A 19,394-nucleotide genomic window follows, 5' to 3' on the forward strand; every position below is an offset into this window, starting at 1 on the left:
CTTCCCCCGATGGCGCGAAACCAGGCCTGCCGCTCCTTCAGCCCGATAGCGGGCCACCAGGCGTTTGACCTGACGCGCACTCACCCCCAACTGCAGGGCCGCATCCCCCTGGCGCAGCCGCTTGCCCACCACCTGCTGGATCACCCCCAGCCGGTCGACCTCTTGGTGACTCATCGTAATATGCTCCTCTACCATCACCCCTCCCGAAACCAAAGGGGGACATTTTAGAATTGGACAAAGGGGACATTACGGCTTTGGGCTAACACCGGCATCGCCCATTCCTTGGTGATGTTTCTTAGCACCAGACAGATCAGCTTAGTTGCCGCCTCATCGTTCGAGAAATGCTCGCGTTTTTAATCACCTTGCGGATGCGCGCGTTAACCGACTCGACGGCATGGGTAGTTTAAATCACCCGCCGAATCTCAGGCGAGAAGGCGAAGAACGGTGTCATCGGGGCGTTGACCAGCGCATCAAGCGCCGCTCGCATCTCGCGGGGGCTAAACGCAGGGGCATTGCGTGCCGCTTCTATGGATTGCTGAGCCATAGAAAGCTTCCCGGGTTTGGTTTGATGTTCGGTCATATCGCGTTCCTCATTGGAAGTACTAAATATGCCTTACACACAAAAATTCGGATAGGATCCGTGCTTGCCGAGGCCAAGATGCTCAGCCTTCTCAGCTTCAAGCGCACGTTCCACCAATCGCTTGGGAAGTTGCTTGTGTAGCCCGTGCTCGCCAATCAGGTCTTCAGGTTTTTTGTAGTCAGCCAGCAGGCTATCAATCAGTTCGTTGCTTACGGTCATGACGTCTCTCTCGTGAATTACGGTAGTTTCCTGCCAAATGACCGTTTACACAAAAATTCGCACACCCTTTAGCTATGCGGCATGGTGTTCTAGCTTCAATCCAATAACCTTGTTGAACTCACAGACCTTGCAACCACCGATTTTATGTCTCGTGAGGTCACACGAAGACGGGTCAATCTAGTAGGCTTTTTCGGATTGTGTTTCTTTCCGGTAATATGATGCGATATTGACCGCATGTACCCATTTTCCCATTGTGACCTGCCCCATCTTCAAGATATACCCGATCCTCATCTTGTTGTGGCTATTGCTGTCGCCATTGGCAACGGCTGCAGAGTTGCCTCAAGGAAGCACCAAGGTGGTACACATCGGGGTCCTGGCCTTCAATGGGGAAGCCAGGACACAAGCGCGCTGGCAGGAGCTGGCGGATTATCTGGGCTCTGGCATACCGGGCTACCGCTTCGAAATCCAAACGCTGACCCACGATGGATTTAGCAACCGCATACGCAAGGGGCAGTTGGATTTCATTCTGACCAATCCTGCGCACTACGTTCGTCTGGAGGTCAACTTTGGTGCCACCCGTCTCGCGACCTTCCGAAGTCGCTATCGGGATCAGGCTCTGACGAGTTTCGGCTCTGTGATCTTCACCCGCAGTGACAGTGAAATACACAGCTTGCGGGATCTGCGTGGCCAACGCTTCGCAGCGGTCAACCCGGAGGCTTTTGGTGGCTTTTTGCTGGCACGCAAGCGTTTGCTGGATGTTGACATCAATGCCCTGCGCGACCTGCATCTACTATGGCTGGGCTTCCCCCAGGATGAGATCGTACAGGCTGTGCTGGAGGGACGAGCTGATGCCGGCACGGTACGTACCGGTGTGCTGGAGGCGATGATCGCGGATGGACGGCTACAACCCGATCAGGTGCGGGTGCTGGGGGCACGCGAGGAAAAAGACTTCTCCCTGCGTCTGAGTACCCAACTGTATCCCGAGTGGCCTTTTGCACGCCTGCCGCATACCGACCGGGAGTTGGCGCGTTTGGTGACGCTACGCCTGTTGCAGATACCCAAAGACTCGGCCATAGCGCGTGACACACAGGGGGCCGGCTGGACTATCCCGTTGAGCTACAGCAGGGTACACGACACCTTGCGCCAGCTGCAGATCGATCCCTATGAGCCTCATCCACCCAGCCTGTCTGAAATGTGGCGCAGCCACGCAAGCACTATAGTCATGCTGCTGATCGCAGTGGCCCTAATTATTATGACCAGTGTCTACATCCTGCGTATTAACCACCGGTTGAATGCCTCACAACAGGCCCTGACCCGTAACAAGGAGGTACTGGAGACGCTGGTGGAACACAGAACCCGGGCGCTGATCGCAGCCAATGAGGCGCTGCAGCAGGATATTGAATCGCGGATCCGCTACGAGGAGACCCTGCACGGCGGCTGCGAATGCATGCAGGGGATCCATACCCTGATCATTCGCAACGATCTGTCACGCGAACAGCGCCTGCAGTCCATTCTCGACCAGTTGCAGCAGTATTTCGGCGCCGATCAGATACTCTTGAGCCGGGTCGACAACCACACCCAGGAGCTCGAGCACTGCACTGCGAGTCCGCCGTTGTCACATTCCGTACCTGCGTTGCAACCGCATTTGGCTCGCATAGCCATCGACAGCCGGCGTCAGGTCGAGAAAGAACTGGCAGGATCAGACAATCCGTCACGCCACTACCTTGCCTGGCCGGTGGTGCGCCAGGGCAAAGTGGTCTGCCTGATCGAGTTTCTGGGCAAGCCCGATTGGGCGGAAGAATCCCGCCTCAACGGCAATAACGAACTGGAGATGCGCATCCTTCAGTTGGTGGCCCACTGGCTGGCTCATGAGAACGATGCGCTGGCCCGCGAGGCGCAAAAGGCAGGGGCAGCACAGCATCTCGCCGGCCTGACCCCGCGCGAGCGCGAAGTGTTGATTGAGGTGGCAAGGGGCGCGCCTAATAAACTGATTGCAAGGAGCCTCGCAATCAGCATCAAGACCGTGGAATTACACCGTTCCAACTTGATGAGGAAGCTAGGAATCAGCAGTGCCGCCGAACTCACCCGGCTCGCCGTGCAGGCTGGCCTGGTCGATATGGAATGGGAAGTTTTAAAAGCAAAAACAAACAGATAGAAGAGAACCTAGGGTTTTCTCTAGGCTCCTGTCCGTAATTGATCGTATTGTCTGTGGGCTGCCCGTAAACCAAGATCAAACCTCCACACAACCCCTGAGGAGGGCAGACTAATGCATATCCGTAAAACAGCCATCTCAATTATGGCCGGCGCCGTTCTGGCGTTGGGCTCAACATCCCTGTTGGCAGCCGGTCAACAGGCCGACGCAGGCTTAGGCCACGACTATCGCAGTTTCCACACCGGCGGCACCATCGAATACGGCAAGATCGGCGATTCTTACACCGCCAACCTTGTCGTATATCTGGCCGGCAACCAGTTCATGGTGATGGAGGAGCTGATCCAGGATTTCCAGAAAAAGAACCCTGACATCAAGACCATCTACGTGGAGACCATACCGCCGGGTCAGATCCTTAAAGGTCAGATCCTCAAGCAGGGCGAGATCAACGGCCAGAAGACCGCACAGAACCCTGACATATTCGCCAGCGTGAACTTAGGTCACCTCAAAAGCCTGGCCAAGAATGGGGTGATGAATGACTACATGATCTACACCCACAACAAGCTGGAGCTGATGGTAGCCAAGGGCAACCCCAAGGGCGTACAAGGACCTGAAGACTTGGCGCGGGATGACTTGGTCAAGTCGCTCCCCAACCCGCTGACTGAAGGCATCTTCAAGTTTTACGGCGCGCAGATGCTGAAAGATCTGGGCATATACGATCAGGTAACTGGCGGGAAAATGTGCAAGAGTTGCTGGGCGGTGCCTGATAAGACCTGGTTTACGGCGCGCCATCATCGCGAAACTCCCTACCGCATCGAACACGGCGAAGCGGACGTCGGTATCGTATGGACATCCGAGGTGCTGCATGCTCAGGCCGAAGGTCGGCCAATCGAGGGCGTAGCCATTCCTGCACCCTACAACATGGAGGACAAAGTCGGCTATTCAGCTGGCGTTCTGTCGACCGGACGCAACCCCTATAATGCCATGCGTTATCTGGCCTACCTAGGCACCCCGGATGCCCAGGCCATCTACGCCAAGTACGGTTTCTCGAAAGCCAGTGACGCAGACCTCAGACTCAAGCCCCTGAACTAGGCGTCAGCAACACCCCCTCGTTGTTACGTGGGGGCTTATTGCTTTCTGCGGTCCCCCATCAAGTCATCCTGTAGTGGCAATCCCCATCTGTATTCCGCCGCACTAAACATTTCTTTTTTTGATCAAGACCTCAGCCCACAACAAGCGCCCTACCCTGTTTTCACGGATGGTTGCAAAAAGGCCAAAAAACTTCTGATCATGCCTAGCGAGATTACGTCGCGTCCATGAATTACAGAACCGCTCGATGTAATCGAATTGATCCGACCAAAACCTATCGCGTGTTCGATAGACAATTTACACTTCAATCCGAAATCTGCTCCAGCGTACGATTTTTTCAGTGGTTCCTTAGAATCACATCAGTTAATTGGCTTGCAAGAAATTCACTTTCTTCCAATGTGTAGATGATTAATGGACGAATTTTTAAAGTATTTCCAGACTTTCCGCTGGTACTGATTAGCACTCCTCGCTTTTTTATCGCTTCAACAATACGTAGACTGCTGACAGGGTCTGGTAGCCCTTTTTCAGTAACTATATCCACGGCCACGGACAATCCTTGGATACGAATATCACCTACCGCCGGACATAGTTCAGGCAAATTCCTTAATCCCTCCTCAATGATATGACTTTGAGTGCGAACATTGCCCATTAGGTCCCGTTCTTCAATTTCATCCAAAACGGCATGCGCTGCGGCCACTGCTACATTGTTACCTCCGAACGTATTAAAGTAACTGTCCGGAATGAAATCATCCAGATGCGACCGCATCAGAATGGCTGCAATGGGATATCCATTGCCCATGGGTTTGCCCATCGTGATGATATCCGGTTCGGCACCATGCACTTGAAATCCCCAGAAATTTGTTCCAGATCGTCCAAATCCTGGCTGAACTTCATCAGCAATATATATACCGCCGTGCCGATGAATAATCTCTACGGCTTGCCTAAGAAATCCTTCCGGCTTAATAGCCAGACCATCACTGGTGAAAAACGAATCAAAAATACCCCCGGCAAAACGCACCCCTTGGATAGCCATGGCGTCTAATGCCCGTTCAATACCCGTTAAAAAATTATTAGTACCGTCTCCACTGAGGCAAGGGGCAGGGACTGGATATATTTTAATCTGCAAGCGATCAGCCAGAGCTGCATATCCGTCCATGGATGTAGTCAATGTTTGGGTTAATCCAGTCAGACCATGATAAGCATGTTCAGACACAATAAAACCATTGCCTCCGGTAACTTCCATGGCAATGCGCATGCCTAGGTCGTTGGCTTCACTACCTGTGCAGGTCAGAATGCTCCGCCAGGTACCCTGGGGATGTTTGTCCTGAATTCGTTCAGAAAGACGACAAAGCTCATCATTAACATAGCGTGTATGTGTACACAGAGTGGATAATTGCTCAGTGATCGCTTGATTCACCCTCTGATTGGAATGTCCTACTGACACTACGTTGTTGTAGGCATCAAGGTATCTCCGCCCGTTCTTATCAATTATCCAAGCACCAGTTCCTTTTATTGGTATTAATGGCTCCTGATAGAACAATTCGTATTTCTCGCTTAAAGTATTACGTCGACGCTTGATGTAATCGGGGATATCATTACTGCTGCTGATAGCATAGCTATTAAGCTTAAGCATAGAGAATTTTTCCTTTTAATTGAAACTAATTTTATGGCTGATGATATCAGAGACCACATCGAACGACTGATATAACCAGGTATCACCAATTGACTGACAATATACGCTCTCACGATGTGAAAAATACCAAGCCATAAGTTGCACTCGGCGTAATCCGATAAAGAAAGGTAGAAGATCGACTTCTTGTTTGCTTAATTTAGTTTGGTTTTGATATTGAGAAATAAAATGACCCAACCACTCTGGCATATCAGGCCGATGCTCAAGAAAACTGACTGTTGCAGCAACGTCGAACAAATACCAGGAGTGACAACAGTCATCAAAATCGATGGTAACAACCCCTCCATCGTGCAAGAGGACATTGGTTGGTCGCATATCGGCATGGATCAATCCATATCGTCCCGTAGAATCGTACCGAGCAAGCCGAGAACGCAATTCCGCTATAAAGCCTAAAATTAAATTCCGTTGCGGTTGATCTATGTAATCAGGATGATCCCAACTTCCCCAAACAGCGTGTGATCCAATAATTTCATCCAGTGTCCAGCGTGGCCGACTTTTTGTATAGTCCTGAGTGATATTGGTAGAAACTTGGTGCATACGCCCCATAATGCTACCCATTTTCCCGTACGTGTCATAAAATTCAACTTCTTCAGGATGATGGCCTTTTACCCAGTGAAACAAAGTGACAAGCCGATCACCTTCAACGGTGTGCAGTTGTGATACAAAATGACCATCGCTTCGCCTGACCGGTTTGGCAGTTGCGATGCCATTATTAGAGAGGACCTCAACGAACTGGAGCTCTGCATTTATTTCTTCTAGGCAATGATATCCTGGCCGCTGGACCCGCATTGCAAAGTCTCCCCGCTCGGAAATAATCCGATAGGTGTGATTCTCAGAGCTGGTTACAAATTGGATTTCGTTTATGGACCCCAATTGGGGATATAGCGCACTGACTTGCCCCGCCATGTTTATTAATGGATCAGCTTTGCTTTCAATTACACTGTTATAATCGACGAGTACCATTAAACATCTCCAAAGACAACGAATTTAACTTACTCTTCAGCAGGTTTAATCCCTGTTAGAATATTCTTAAACTGCTTGTTTTATCAGTAGGCTGGAGCAGCTTTCAACACCCTGATAATGCCCGCTTCTAACATCACGAAACGCCTTTCAGATTTTGAAGAAGATCGTCTGCTGATATGACCTGGCAGTAGATGTTGTTGATGATTTCGAGCTCCTTGTCGTGCAGTTCTTTGGAGCCTGCGGCGCAACCATCCTCGATCACCACAGTATTGAAACTTTCGTCAGCCAGACTGCGGACTGTCGAGGAGATGCACTGATCGGTGAAGATCCCACAAACCACGACATGCCGAATGCCCATATTGCACAGGATCAGCCGTAGATTCGTTCCGGTCAGCGCCGAATCGGTTGTCTTGGTGACCACGATCTCGTGCTCGAGCGGCCCGACTGGTGCATAAATTTTCGATGGCTGTTCGTCGTGCGGCAACAAGAGGTTGTTGAATCCTGGGCGACGCTGACTGAGCGAGCGATCTACCCCATCCGGTGTCAGGCAGGCGATCCGGGCGTGGAACACCGGCATGCTCGCCTTGCGGAAATACTCAAGCAGACGCTGTACCGTCGGCACGACAGTCTCGTTCATTCGCTCGTGAAACGGTGTCCAGGACTCGTACTCGGCCAACTCGGCATCTGACAGCCCCTTCGGTTCCGATCGATCCATGTAGGTGTTCTGGATATCGATCACCAGCAGCGCGGTTGCTTCCGGCTCCAGTTCGAGATCCGGGATCTGCGCATGTTGGTAATAGAACGAACGGTAGCGATCCTTCCAGTGCATCTTGGTCGTCACGGCTCAGGCATCCACTGCTTCGAGGGTTTCCGGCAGCACCTGACCACCATCGACCACCAGCGACTGCGAGGTAATATATCCGGCGTTTTCCTGCGCGAAGAATAAGGCAGCAACGCCGATGTCCTCAACATCGCCGAGTCGCTTCATTGGAATCGAGGACGTCATGGTCTTAAGGTAGGCCTCACCCAGATCGGCAAGACCTTCGGTGTAGATGTTCCCCGGCAGAACGGCGTTGACCGTGATGCCGAACGGCGCATATTCGATTGCGGCAGTACGCATGAATCCAAGCTGTGCGGACTTGGTTGCGCCATAATGCGCCCAACCCGGTAAACCGGTGATCGGTCCTGTGATCGAAGACGTGATCACGATGCGACCGGCTTTACTCTTCTTGAGTTGCTCACTTGCTGCCTGAATGCTGAACAGCATGCCCTTGACATTAACGTCGAATATGTCATCCCAATCCTGCTCGGTCATATCGTCGAGCTTGGCGGACGGAAACATGCCGGCATTGGCGCAGAGCACGTCCAGACCACCGAATTTCTCGACGGTAGCTGCTACTGCTGCCTTCATGGAATCAAGGCTTGTGACGTCACCTGGAACAAACATGACATCGCCGCGACCAAAGGCCTTCAGTTCCTGCTCGACGACCGCGCCCTTCTCGGCATTACGGGCTGTGATTACGACGTTGTAACCATTTTTGGCGAACACGCGCGCGATGCCTTTGCCTATGCCCAGCGTTCCGCCGGTAACCAATACGGTGCGTGTATCACTCATAGATCTTCTCCTTGGGCTTCATGAATTTGACTGCAAAGAAAAACAGCAGGGTGGTAATGCCGGCTGCGATCACCGAGAAGGTGCCCATCGCCGGAATCAGTGGAGAGTAGCCGCCAACCATCTTGGCGTAGAGCCATTCGGGCATGGTCACGTCGGCACCATCGGTGTACATCGAAAGGGCAAAGTTACCCCACGACATCAGGAAGGCGAACAGGGCAGCCGAAATCATTGACGGCAGCATCAACGGCAGTGAAATACGCCACAGGATCATTCGTCGGGAAGCGCCCAAGTCGGACGCCGCCTCTTCAAGGGAGGGATCGAGACTGTAGGCCTGAATCGCCATGATTAACGTAGTGATCGGCGTGATCCAGATCGCATGCGCGACCACAGCCGTCTTCCAACTCGGAGTTATGCCCAGGAAGGTGAACCAGATCAATAGTGCCAGCCCTAAAACCGTCTGCGGGAAGAAGATAGGCAGGATGATGATTTTCTGGAACAGCTTGCGGCCCTTCCAGTCGTAGCGCGCGAAAGCCAGTGCCGCGAAGAACCCCACAACCACGGTAATGATCGTTACCATCGCTGCCACGGTCAGTGACGTCTTGATGAGCTCCGCCACCGTTAGCGAATCCACCATCTTCTCGTACCAACGGGTACTGAATGCACTGAATGGGAAGCTGAAGTAGCGATGTTCGGATATCGAAGCCAGCGTAGTAGCGAACAGCGGCATGTACAGCACCAGCAACACGCCGATGGCGTAGATGGCCAGGAGATTCCGCGTGATTTTTGAACGTTGCATGCGTCTCTCCTCTTACTTTCGAAACAGCCGGTCGAGTTCGACCTTGGAAAGTACGTAGGTCAGCATCCCACCGATGATCAGCAGCAGGGCTGTCGAGAGCGCGGAGCCCAATGGCCAGTTCTGTGCGTAGGAAAAGATGCTCTCAATGTTCTGTGTGATCGGAATGACCTTGCCACCACCAAGGATCTTCGCTTCGGAAACGGCACCGACAGACAGGACAAAAGTCAGTAGCGAGCCGATCAGAATGCCCGGAGAAGACAATGGCAGATCGATACTGCGGAAAATCAACCACCAGTTAGCTCCGAGATCATTTGCAGCTTCGCGGACCTGATCCGGGATCATCGAAATCCCCAACACCAGCGGAAATAGCATGAATGGCAGGTAGACGTAGCTCATGCCGAAGACGATCACCGGAACGTTGTACAGTGCGTTATCTAGTCCCAACCCGAACTGCTTGAGCGTGCCGTCAAAGACCCCTCCCTTCATCAGGGTCAGCGACCAACCGAACAGACGGATGTTCTCGGACACGAACAGGAGCAGCACAACGGCTAGCGTGATCAGCGTCGCCCCACGGTTGAAGATCTTGGCCATGGCAAAAGCCAAGGGGTAGCAGACCACAAGCAGGATCGCCGTGGTTAGTCCCGCCAGAAACAGCGACCAGAGCAGCGATGTGATGTAGGTGTCACTGCCAAGGATTTCATTGTAGTTCTGTAGCGTCGGCATATGCCCCAGGCCAAAGGTTTTCGCCGGCATGAAGCTGAAAACCACAATCAGCAGCAACGGGACAATAAAGCCGAATAACAGCAGGGCAATCCCAGGTATGGAGAACAGAACGCCGGGACTGGGCGCGACGCGCTTGGGCTTTTGATTGTTCGACAACATCTCAGGACTCCAGGAGCATGCTGTCTTTGATTAACCAGCCGACAAAGACCTCGGCATTATCGCTATCGAACTTGGTCTTGCGCTCGACGGTCAGCAGGTGCCCATCGACGTCGACGTGATACTGGTACCGCGAACCCAGCATGTATTCGTTCACGAGCTTCCCGGATACCTGGTTGTCGTAAGGACCGGGCTCTTCGGTCAGGTGCAGGGTTTCAGGGCGTACCAGCAGCGTTCTGGTTTCACCACTGGCCAGTTTCTTGGGCAACGTCAATGGGTAGTGGCGCCAACGCGGGGTGGTCCACTTTCCGGTTGGACTATTGTCTCCTGCTACGTTGAGCAGGTTCACCTCGCCGATAAATTCGGCAACGAAGGCATTTCGTGGCTTTTCATAAATGTGAGTCGGTGTGCCAATCTGTTCAATGTTGCCATCACGCAGGATCGCCAGCCGATCGCTCATGATCATCGCCTCTTCGAGGGAGTGCGTGACATAAACAAACGTCTTGCGCGTCTTGCGTTGAATATCCTTCAGCTCCTTCTGCAGGATCTTGCGCAGACGGGCATCAATCGCTGAAAGCGGTTCGTCGAAGAAAAGTATTTCCGGTTCATAGGCTAACGCTCGAGCCAGCGCCACCCGCTGACGCTCACCGCCGGACAATGCGGTCACTTTCTTGCTGTAATAGCTTTCGGGCAAATGCAACATGTCCATGAGCATGCAGGTCTGGGTACGCCACTCGGTAGGTGAAATCCCCCGGGTACGCATCGGAAACTGAATGTTCTGCGCCACCGTCATGTGGGGAAACAAGGCCAGAGACTGGAACACCATGCACGTAGGGCGCATGTTTGCGGGCACGTCATTGATGACCTCCCCATTCAGCAAAATTTCACCCGACGTCGGGCGCTCCATCCCGACCAGCATGCGCAGCAGGGTCGTCTTGCCGCTGCCAGAGGGACCAACCAGTGTAAAAAATTCCCCCCTTTGCACCTCCAGGCTGACATCCTTAACAGCTTGAAAGTCACCGAAACGCTTGCCGATGTGCTTCAGTTCCAGAATCGCGTTGTTTTCAGATAAGAACACTTTCTTTTCAACCTCGTTACATCAAAACCGATCAAACCTTGCGCCTAGCGTCGAGATATATTTTGTACATCTCGTCGTAATCAGGGTTGACGTCGAAATCGATGGACCCATCCATTTCTTCTTCGAGGGTGTCCCACTGGATGGCATCTAGCTCGTCCTTGTCGAACAGGGCCATCGTATCCTTGCTACCCATCTGTGCGACCGGGTTGTAAGTCCCCTCGGCAAACGCGACGCGTTTGGCAACCTTCGGCTGCTGTACATACTCGAGGAACTGCGGCGCCAGCGTGGAAGGGTTCGGGTTGTTGACCAGTGAGGTCACTTCTATCCATACCACACCGCCCTTACCATTGACCGGGCCAGAGTTTGGGGTAATACCGCGGACTTCGCTCCGGCCGTCATAACGGGCCGGTGACGCTGTGTAGGTACCGCCGGTGAAGTAGGCGTCAATTTCGCCGTTGATCAGCGCAGTGTTCATGGCAACTAGGTCACCGCTCAGGAGCTTCGCACCAGAGAAGATCTGCTCGGCAACGGTTTTGAACTTGGCGAGCTCTTCGGGGGTATGTTTGCGGAACGGATCGAAGTCAGCTGTCAAGCACAAGTGGATGACATTCCAGTTGTCGTAGGTCAGAACGCCGTAACGCCCCTTCATCTTCGGATCGAGGAACAGCTTATAGCCTTGATCCTCGGCCATCTTCTTGGAAATTTTCTTGGTATTCACCACGAAGCTGAACGGCCCGAAACGCTGGGTCATGCCGATCAGGTCCCTGCCGCTCGGGTCGAGGGCCCACTTGATCGGCGTACCGTCCTTCTCGCGGAAGTACGGCATCATTTTTTCAAAATATGGCTCAAAGCGGTTGCGATCCAGCGGCTTGATCAGATTGGCGGGATAAAGCTGTTCTCGTGCCCAGGGCTGGTTAACGTTGATCAGATCCCAGATATTGCGCTCACCGGCACGCAACTTGTTGATCATGTCCGGATCGTCCGTGCTGGACTCTGCACGGATCTTGGCATCGGGGTGCAGTCGACGGAATGGATCGAGCACATCACCGGTGTTGTATCCCTCCCAGCAGAGAATGTTGAGGGAGTCCGAACGTGCCGCCAGCGCACGGTTGGGCAATATCGGACCGGCGAGGCCAGCTAGTGCCAAGCCAGCGGGAATCTTCAGGAAGTCACGACGATTCATTGGCATATCTCCTTGTATCTCGTTAAATGGCGAGTCTGGTATATACCAGTCTTAGGAAGATCTATGCCAATTATAATATTATGTTATTTATCAATTTGTTATAATATTTTTTGACTAAGCGGGCGTGACAATATTGCACTTGGTACGTGCAGCCAAGCCTCCTCATGCGCAAATATGTTGCAATGAAATGGAAAGAACGTGAATCAGACAGGTGTCGCAATGTGAAGCTCAATTGCGCCGGGTAACCAGTGCTCGGCATCAAACTCGATCAGTTTGCCTTTGGCGAAACGCAAGCGCTCAATCATGAGACTGTGCGTTCCCGGCGCGACCCCCATGGCAGCCGCCTGAACCGCATCAAGCAGAGCGGAGCGGACATTCGTTTCTTCCCGATCGATCTCAATCCCGTAATCTCTGACAAGCAGATTAGTGATCGAATCGCAAAGATTGTGTCCGAGCACGTCCGGCACCGCATCAGATACCAGAAAAATGGATTCAAACATCACCGGGCGGTCATCAAGATAACGAACACGCTGCAGACACGAGGCTTCGCCACCACTTTTGGATCGAAGCGGCTCTGGTAAATTTGTGCTCGTAAACGTACCACTTCCAAGCAGCTCGATCCGAGCAGCCCGGCCCTGAGCGCTAGCCATGCTGTTGTAATTCGCCTTCTGCCCCAAGTTATAGATGAAACGAGAGGGGCTCACAAACCAGCCACGACGGCTCTTTCCATATACCAAGCCGTCTGCTTCAAGCTTGATCAGAGCTGCTCGCAGTGTCAGGCGAGAAATCTTCAACTGTTTGCTGAACTGGCGCTCAGGAGGTAGTCGAGTCCCGGATTGGAGATTTCCGTTAGCAATCTGCTCCGCAATATAGTCGGCGACGTCCTGGTATCCATTCATGATTGCAGTGCTCGATAAAGTAATGGGTTCTATCCCGTTTTGACGAACAGTTGTTAAAAAGGCAAAAAACTTCTGCTCCTGCCTGCCGAGTCTACGTCGCTTCCGTGGATTGTGGAACCGACCGAAGGCGGAAAAAGATAAGGGGTGTGGCGATCAACGGGGCGGACGCGGTTCATAATGGACCTCGCAGCGAGAGGAGTGGGTGCTATTTACACCACATTTTGAAAATGTCCGACAGGCTCCTCTAGTAAGTTCCAAAAGAAAAGGCTTGGACTGTTACGCCTAAGCCTTTGATTTTTATGGTGGGCCCAGCAGGACTTGAACCTGCGACCAATCGATTATGAGTCGACTGCTCTAACCAACTGAGCTATAGGCCCTGATAGGGGCGCGGCAGAGTGCCGCGTGACTTTCCGTTAGGGAAGTCTGCACAAATGCAGACCTTCCCGTGCAGGGTATGGAAGCCCTGCCGCTCAATGACGTAAGTCATTGAAATGCGTAGCACAAGACGGGCGTGTACCGGCTTGTGCGTTTCTGCACGCATCCATAGATGGATTCGTACAGAGATACCTTAGAGGTCAGTCGATGTTCATTTCGATGAAGCTGCGCAGCCGCTCGGAACGAGACGGGTGGCGCAATTTACGCAATGCCTTAGCCTCGATTTGCCGTATGCGCTCGCGCGTGACATCGAACTGCTTGCCGACCTCTTCCAGCGTGTGGTCGGTATTCATACCAATACCAAAGCGCATCATTAATACCTTGGCCTCACGCGGGGTGAGTGAGGCGAGAATCTCGCGCACGATCTCAGACAGGCTGGCGTTTGTAGCCGAGTCCATTGGCGAAATAGCGCTCTGATCTTCGATGAAATCCCCCAGATTGGAGTCGTCATCCTCGCCGATCGGGGTTTCCATGGAAATCGGTTCCTTGGCGATTTTGAGCACCTTGCGAATCTTGTCTTCCGGCAGATCCATACGCTCGGCCAGTTCTTCCGGCGTGGCTTCCCGTCCCATTTCCTGCAACATCTGACGGCTGATACGGTTCAGCTTGTTAATGGTTTCGATCATGTGCACCGGAATACGGATGGTGCGCGCCTGGTCGGCGATCGAACGGGTAATGGCTTGGCGAATCCACCACGTGGCGTAGGTCGAAAATTTGTAGCCACGGCGGTATTCGAATTTGTCGACCGCTTTCATGAGGCCGATGTTGCCTTCCTGAATCAAATCCAGGAATTGCAGGCCACGGTTGGTGTATTTTTTGGCGATGGAGATCACGAGCCGCAGGTTGGCTTCGATCATTTCCTTTTTCGCGCGCCGCGCCTTGGCTTCACCCAAGGTGATGAGGCGATGCACTTCACGGGTTTGTGCCACGGTCAGCTTGCTGTCGCGCGCGACGGTATTGAGCCTTTTTTGCAGGCGTTCGATCTCCGACCGTACTTGAATGAACTTTGCTGTCGGCTTGCCTTTGGTGGCGATATCGATCCAGCCGATGTCCGACTCGTTGCTGCGGAAAGCCTCAATGAACGTTTCGCGCTTGAGACCGCCTTTTTCTACGGCTTGATGCATGATTTGCTTTTCAAGCAGGCGAATCCGGGCAATGGCCTGACGAATTTGATTGAGCAGTTTTTCATTGAACGCCGGGTTGAGCTTGAGCTGGACCAACTGGTCGGCAAGACTGGCGAGGTATTCCGGTGAGCGCTCGTCAAGGTTCTCGGCCAGGCGCTTGATTTCCATCAGGTGGATCCGCACGAGTTCAGGGTCGAGCGTGTTGTCGACTACCGCTTCTTCTTCGGTATCGTCGTCTTCGTCCTCGTCTTCATCCTTGTCGTTTGTTTTGTCCGATTTTCCTTCTGCGACGTCCAGAGGTTTTTCTTCAGCATCTTCGGGAATTTCGACTTCCGGTTCAATAATACCGACGATGACATCCTGCATACGCAATTCCCCCGCTTCGATCCGGGCGTAGTGTTCGAGCAGGGTTTCTATGGTCGGTGGGTAGAAGGCCAACGCACGGGTGACGTCGATCAGGCCTTCTTCGATGCGTTTGGCGATTTCAATTTCGCCTTGACGATTGAGCAGATCGACCGTACCCATTTCGCGCATGTACATACGCACGGGGTCAGTGGTGCGACCGAATTCAGCATCGACTTGAGATGCGAGCACGGCGACGGCTTCTTCAGTGGCATCTTCGTCGCTGGCAGCGCGGGATTCGTCGGTCAGCCCAAGGTCATCGCCATCGGGGGCGACATCGGAAACGGAAATGCCCATTTCCTGAATCATGCCGATGATGTCCTCGATCTGGTCGGCATCGACTAGGGCTTCGGGTAAATGGTCACTTATTTCCGCGTAGGTCAGGTAACCCTGTTCCCGGCCGCGAGCGATGAGTGATTTGATGCTGGCCTGCTGGTCTTCGTACATGTGCGGCATTCACCTAGTTGGCGTAAATTTTCGAACCGAGGATTATAGCGGCTCAAAAAAAAATTGCCGCAATTTCTATTAATTCAGTAAGTAGACGGGTTCGTATGGCCATTGTTCGGTAATTCAATCCTTTAGTACTTCTGATTTTTTTCTCGCTCTGCCATGAAGTGCGCCAACGCCTGCCGTGACGCCTGTTTGCTTGCGGAATCCGACTCGCTACGATGCAGTTGGATCAGGGTGTCGTGGAGAATGTCCTGTGCGGTATCGGAAGTTTCTATGCCCTGAAATTCGATGGCGAGCGCGGTCTTCGTTTCTTCCGCTCCCCAGAACTCGGTGGCCGATTGAACCCACTGCGCACGCGGTTGTGATGCCAGCAGCCGGAACCCTTCGGGAATCCTGGCGTTGAACCAGACTTCCGGTGCCAGAACCCGCGGCAATAGATCGGGGTGTTTGAGCACGATCGAGAGAATCAGTGTCTGTTTGGCGTAACTTTGCGGTTTGCTGCGCGGTAAGGTGGGCTCGTTAGGCGCTGAGTTTTTTTTGTAAGCCGCACGCCAAACCCCGGTGTGTTCGTTGATGCGACGTTGTGTGATGCGCTTGAGCGCACCGTCTGGCAGGGTGCGAATCCAGTCGTTGCCCTGTTTGGATTTTTTCGCCATGGCCGCCGTGTCCTGCCCCGGTTCCATTTGATCGAGCAGTTGCAGGATGAAATTGTCGAACGACAGACTGTGGTGCTCGATCAGCTCGATAAAAGATGATTTTCCCTTGGCTTGAATGAAACTATCCGGGTCCTCGCCATCGGGCAGAAATAAAAAGCGCAGGTCTCGTCCATCAGTGAGATGGGGCAGAGCCACGTGCAGTGCCTTTGTCGCAGCCCGGCGCCCGGCAGCATCGCCATCGAAACAAAACACCAGGCTGGGGCTGAAACGATACAGGCTTTGTATCTGTTCGTCGGTCGTCGCCGTGCCCATGGTCGCGACTACGTTGCGCACGCCGTGTTGCGCCAGCATCACCACGTCCATGTAGCCTTCCACGATGATGACGCGAGCGGGTCGGGCGTCATCGAGCCTCGCTTCATACAGACCGTAAAGGTTTTGGCCTTTGTGGAACAGTCTCGATTCGGGTGAGTTGAGGTACTTGGGTTCGCCCGCACCTAAAATACGACCACCGAAGCCGATGATCTGACCGCGTTTTTCCCGGATCGGAAACATGATGCGCCGTCGGAAGCGATCGTACTGTTCCCCATCGTCTTTCTGCACGATCAGACCGAGTTCAAGTAGCTCATCACGCATTTTCGGCTTTGATTCGCAGTGGGCCAGCAAAAGGTTGCCATTAGGGGCGAAGCCTAATTGGAACAAGGCCGCCGTCATGCCATTAACGCCGCGTTGCTTGAGGTAGTCGATCGCTTCCTGATGCGCGCGAAGTTGGCGCTTGAAGTGGCTGTTGGCGAAGCTCATGCTGTCGAGCATGGCGGCCTGTTCTTCCAGTGCCTTATGATCCACTTCGCTGACAGGCAGCGTCATGCCTGCACGTGTCGCCAGTTCCTCGATCGCGCCGCGAAAATCTCGATGCTCATAATCGATCAGAAAACTGACGGCATTGCCATGTGCCCCGCAACCGAAGCAGTGATAGAACTGCTTATCCGGGTTTACGTAAAAAGAAGGCGTTTTTTCCTGATGGAACGGGCAGCAGGCCGCATATTCCTTGCCTTTTTTCTTGAGCGGCACCTGGGCGTGGATCAACTCGACCAGATCTGTGCGGGCCAGTACATCGTCAATAAAGGATTCGGGGATGAAACTCATGACGCACATTGTAGAGTAACCGTCAAATCTCGCCACCGGGCTGGTGAGCTCGGCTGAGGTCGGTCGAAAAGTCTTGTCGTCCGGTTTGTCAATCAGGCGCTGTGATTGGCGGTGGTAAATCGAATGATGTTTGATTTTGTGTTGCGGCTTGCGCCATTGCTTGCCTATTTTCCAGATTATTCTTGTGTTTATCCAGTGACAAATATCATAATTATCATTTTGTTATTGGCTTTACTTAAAGATGATGATCTTTTTGTATTTGTTACTTGAGTGTTGTTGAATTTGCGGTCAAACTATCAACAAAAAATAATTGATCAATCGTTTTTGATTGGTCGCAAACGGCAGGATTGAAAGGGGTATTCCAATGCGATGGTCAAAATGGGTTATGTGGGGTATAGCGGGCACGATGCTCGCCGGCTCTTTATCGGTACAGGCTTCCGAGAAACAGACAACCAAGCATTCGGCGGTGCCTGTGCCAGAAGCGAAGACAGAGGATTTGTACGCAGGTAACAGCCTCAAGCGCTGGATGCCTAAAGCCGAGCACGGAGATATTTTCGCTCAATATGTTCTGGGCCATATGTATTGTGTGGGCCAGGGCGTACCGAAAGATATGGCGAAGGGTTTGTCCTGGTATCAGCGCGCGGCTGATCAGGGATTCGCCCCAGGGCAATTGGCATTAGGCACCATGTATTACAACGGCGAGGGTGTAAAGCAGGATTATACCCTAGCGGCCAAGTGGTTCCGACTCGCCGCCGAGCGTGGCTATGACCGGGCACAAAGCAATCTGGCGGCGATGTACATGAATGGCACCGGGGTGCCGCAAGACTACACGCAAGCCGTCAAATGGTTCCGTGCTGCGGCCAATCAGGGTTATGCCACTGCCCAATATTCGTTGGGCAGGATGTATTCGGACGGCACGGGCATGAGCAAGCCGGATGTGGTGGCTGCCTATGGGTTGCTGCGTCCACTGGTGGAAAAGGGCAATAGCGCCGCCGTCGCTGCCATGAAGGAGCTGCTGCCGAAGATGAACCCGGATCAGATCAAGAAGGGACAGGAGCTCGCCGAGCAGATTCGCGGCAAGAATCGTCTGGACAAGGCGCTGGGCGATTATGAGAAGGTCGCATTGCGTTAATAGTTTGCGTTCAGAATGAGCGTAGTAGGGTCTTCGGCCACCTGACCTTGCCCCTGAAAAACGTATCCCTTGCAGTGTGATTTAATTTACGCAAGGAGAACGACATGACAAAGACAACACGGGCGCGTTATACGCTTGAATTCAAACAAGAGGCGGTGCGGCTGGTTGAAGGCGGCCAGAGTCAGGCATCGGTGGCAAGAAGCCTCGGGGTGTCTGATCAGACGCTGTTTGACTGGGTCAAGGCGAGTCGGCAGGGGGCGCTCAAGGGGGCCGATCGGACGCCGGTGAGCGCGGAGCAGACGGAGATTTCCCGACTGCGTGCCGAGCTTGCCCGAGTGAAGATGGAGCGCGACATCCTGGAAAAGGGTGAGCCCAAAAGCAGGACATCCTGTGAATGTCCTGCTGGGCGAACGCGTACTTCGCCAAGGGTGCAAACAAGGGTGCAAAGTGAAGTACGCCTTTATTCAGCGTCATTGCACGGTGTGGCCGATCAGCGTGCAGTGTCGGGTGCTGAACGTTAGCGTCAGCGGCTACCATGGGCATCTGGCTCGCCAAGCGAGCACTGCGCCGCGTCGATACCTCAGTGATTGAGCGCTGCTGGTGCCGATCAAGGCCATTCACACACGAACAAAGCGTGCGTACGGCTGGCCGCGTATCTGGCGGGAACTGCGCAACGAGGGCGTGCGCGTGGGCAAGCAGCGCGTACAAACCTTGATGCGCATGCACGGCATTCGCGCCAAGGGCAAGAAACGCTTCAAGGTCACCACCGACAGTAACCATGACTTACCCATTGCACCGAACCTGCTCAACCGCCAGTTTGGCGTGCGCAAGCCAGATACGGTGTGGGTTGGCGATATCACCTATATCGCCACCGACGAAGGCTGGCTGTTCCTTGCCGTGGTGATTGACCTG

15 protein-coding genes, 1 tRNA gene and 3 pseudogenes are annotated in these 19,394 nt (G+C 53.2%); 4 read left to right on the forward strand and 15 right to left on the reverse strand.

Annotation, left to right across the window (positions count from 1 at the left end):
* The 3 genes and pseudogenes from M7R55_RS00780 to M7R55_RS00790 all read right to left on the reverse strand — a co-directional run.
* Window positions 1–174: helix-turn-helix domain-containing protein (locus tag M7R55_RS00780; RefSeq protein ID WP_298217639.1), on the reverse strand; the 174-nt coding region annotated here is incomplete at its 3' end.
* Window positions 175–224: 50 nt separating this feature from the next.
* Window positions 225–451 (reverse strand): annotated as a pseudogene (locus M7R55_RS00785) (transposase); the annotation flags it as partial.
* Between the two features lie 189 nt (window positions 452–640).
* Window positions 641–799, reverse strand: a pseudogene (locus tag M7R55_RS00790) (IS256 family transposase); the annotation flags it as partial.
* A gap of 226 nt (window positions 800–1,025) precedes the next feature.
* Here M7R55_RS00790 and M7R55_RS00795 point away from each other — a divergent pair.
* Both M7R55_RS00795 and M7R55_RS00800 read left to right on the forward strand, forming a co-directional pair.
* Window positions 1,026–2,954, forward strand: a complete 1,929-nt coding sequence (locus M7R55_RS00795; RefSeq protein ID WP_298217616.1) for a PhnD/SsuA/transferrin family substrate-binding protein — start codon at window positions 1,026–1,028, stop codon at window positions 2,952–2,954.
* Between the two features lie 111 nt (window positions 2,955–3,065).
* Window positions 3,066–4,040 carry a substrate-binding domain-containing protein gene (locus M7R55_RS00800; RefSeq protein ID WP_298217618.1) on the forward strand — a complete coding sequence of 325 codons (975 nt, stop codon included), beginning with the start codon at window positions 3,066–3,068 and terminating at the stop codon, window positions 4,038–4,040.
* Between the two features lie 334 nt (window positions 4,041–4,374).
* Here M7R55_RS00800 and M7R55_RS00805 read toward each other — a convergent pair whose 3' ends face one another.
* The 12 genes from M7R55_RS00805 to dnaG all read right to left on the reverse strand — a co-directional run bounded on the left by M7R55_RS00805 (window position 4,375) and on the right by dnaG (window position 17,350).
* Window positions 4,375–5,670 (reverse strand): aminotransferase class III-fold pyridoxal phosphate-dependent enzyme, encoded by a 1,296-nt coding sequence (locus tag M7R55_RS00805; RefSeq protein ID WP_298217620.1) that lies wholly within the window; start codon window positions 5,668–5,670, stop codon window positions 4,375–4,377.
* A 15-nt stretch (window positions 5,671–5,685) separates the two neighbouring features.
* Window positions 5,686–6,690, reverse strand: coding sequence for a phosphotransferase (locus M7R55_RS00810; protein WP_298217622.1), 1,005 nt, complete (start codon window positions 6,688–6,690; stop codon window positions 5,686–5,688).
* Window positions 6,691–6,823: 133 nt separating this feature from the next.
* Window positions 6,824–7,531, reverse strand: coding sequence for an isochorismatase family cysteine hydrolase (locus tag M7R55_RS00815; protein ID WP_366881109.1), 708 nt, complete (start codon window positions 7,529–7,531; stop codon window positions 6,824–6,826).
* A gap of 3 nt (window positions 7,532–7,534) precedes the next feature.
* On the reverse strand, window positions 7,535–8,305 hold the full coding sequence (fabG, locus tag M7R55_RS00820; RefSeq protein WP_298217624.1) for a 3-oxoacyl-ACP reductase FabG: 771 nt from the start codon (window positions 8,303–8,305) through the stop codon (window positions 7,535–7,537).
* Window positions 8,298–9,101, reverse strand: a complete 804-nt coding sequence (locus M7R55_RS00825) for an ABC transporter permease (protein WP_298217626.1) — start codon at window positions 9,099–9,101, stop codon at window positions 8,298–8,300. The genes fabG and M7R55_RS00825 overlap by 8 nt, the downstream gene beginning before the upstream one ends.
* Window positions 9,102–9,113: 12 nt before the next feature.
* Window positions 9,114–9,983 carry an ABC transporter permease gene (locus M7R55_RS00830; RefSeq protein WP_298217627.1) on the reverse strand — a complete coding sequence of 290 codons (870 nt, stop codon included), beginning with the start codon at window positions 9,981–9,983 and terminating at the stop codon, window positions 9,114–9,116.
* Window position 9,984: 1 nt separating this feature from the next.
* On the reverse strand, window positions 9,985–11,058 hold the full coding sequence (locus M7R55_RS00835) for an ABC transporter ATP-binding protein (protein ID WP_298217629.1): 1,074 nt from the start codon (window positions 11,056–11,058) through the stop codon (window positions 9,985–9,987).
* Window positions 11,059–11,089: 31 nt separating this feature from the next.
* A complete protein-coding gene (locus tag M7R55_RS00840; protein ID WP_298217631.1) occupies window positions 11,090–12,241 on the reverse strand; it encodes a PotD/PotF family extracellular solute-binding protein in 1,152 nt (383 codons plus the stop codon).
* 203 nt (window positions 12,242–12,444) lie between these two features.
* Window positions 12,445–13,140, reverse strand: coding sequence for a UTRA domain-containing protein (locus tag M7R55_RS00845; RefSeq protein WP_298217633.1), 696 nt, complete (start codon window positions 13,138–13,140; stop codon window positions 12,445–12,447).
* 300 nt (window positions 13,141–13,440) lie between these two features.
* A tRNA-Ile gene (locus M7R55_RS00850) sits at window positions 13,441–13,517 on the reverse strand.
* Between the two features lie 198 nt (window positions 13,518–13,715).
* Window positions 13,716–15,548 carry an RNA polymerase sigma factor RpoD gene (rpoD, locus tag M7R55_RS00855; RefSeq protein ID WP_298217635.1) on the reverse strand — a complete coding sequence of 611 codons (1,833 nt, stop codon included), beginning with the start codon at window positions 15,546–15,548 and terminating at the stop codon, window positions 13,716–13,718.
* A 131-nt stretch (window positions 15,549–15,679) separates the two neighbouring features.
* Window positions 15,680–17,350: a DNA primase gene (gene dnaG, locus M7R55_RS00860; RefSeq protein ID WP_298217637.1), complete on the reverse strand. Its 1,671-nt coding sequence runs from the start codon at window positions 17,348–17,350 to the stop codon at window positions 15,680–15,682.
* A gap of 364 nt (window positions 17,351–17,714) precedes the next feature.
* On the opposite strand from dnaG, the gene M7R55_RS00865 reads away from it, so the two are divergent.
* Together M7R55_RS00865 and M7R55_RS00870 are read left to right on the forward strand one after the other, a co-directional pair.
* On the forward strand, window positions 17,715–18,482 hold the full coding sequence (locus tag M7R55_RS00865) for a tetratricopeptide repeat protein (RefSeq protein ID WP_298217638.1): 768 nt from the start codon (window positions 17,715–17,717) through the stop codon (window positions 18,480–18,482).
* 104 nt (window positions 18,483–18,586) lie between these two features.
* Window positions 18,587–19,394: pseudogene (locus M7R55_RS00870) on the forward strand (IS3 family transposase); the annotation flags it as partial.

Source organism: Halothiobacillus sp., from assembly GCF_027346185.1.
In the GTDB taxonomy this organism is placed as follows: Bacteria; Pseudomonadota; Gammaproteobacteria; order Halothiobacillales; family Halothiobacillaceae; genus Halothiobacillus.

Coding starts and splice junctions, on each gene's coding strand:
- M7R55_RS00810 (WP_298217622.1), bottom strand. CDS start 6,690: ATGGTACTCGTCGATTATAACAGTGTAATTGAAAGCAAAGCTGATCCA.
- rpoD (WP_298217635.1), bottom strand. CDS start 15,548: ATGTACGAAGACCAGCAGGCCAGCATCAAATCACTCATCGCTCGCGGC.
- M7R55_RS00805 (WP_298217620.1), bottom strand. CDS start 5,670: ATGCTTAAGCTTAATAGCTATGCTATCAGCAGCAGTAATGATATCCCC.
- dnaG (WP_298217637.1), bottom strand. CDS start 17,350: ATGAGTTTCATCCCCGAATCCTTTATTGACGATGTACTGGCCCGCACA.
- M7R55_RS00845 (WP_298217633.1), bottom strand. CDS start 13,140: ATGAATGGATACCAGGACGTCGCCGACTATATTGCGGAGCAGATTGCT.
- fabG (WP_298217624.1), bottom strand. CDS start 8,305: ATGAGTGATACACGCACCGTATTGGTTACCGGCGGAACGCTGGGCATA.
- M7R55_RS00830 (WP_298217627.1), bottom strand. CDS start 9,983: ATGTTGTCGAACAATCAAAAGCCCAAGCGCGTCGCGCCCAGTCCCGGC.
- M7R55_RS00840 (WP_298217631.1), bottom strand. CDS start 12,241: ATGAATCGTCGTGACTTCCTGAAGATTCCCGCTGGCTTGGCACTAGCT.
- M7R55_RS00800 (WP_298217618.1), top strand. CDS start 3,066: ATGCATATCCGTAAAACAGCCATCTCAATTATGGCCGGCGCCGTTCTG.
- M7R55_RS00825 (WP_298217626.1), bottom strand. CDS start 9,101: ATGCAACGTTCAAAAATCACGCGGAATCTCCTGGCCATCTACGCCATC.
- M7R55_RS00865 (WP_298217638.1), top strand. CDS start 17,715: ATGCGATGGTCAAAATGGGTTATGTGGGGTATAGCGGGCACGATGCTC.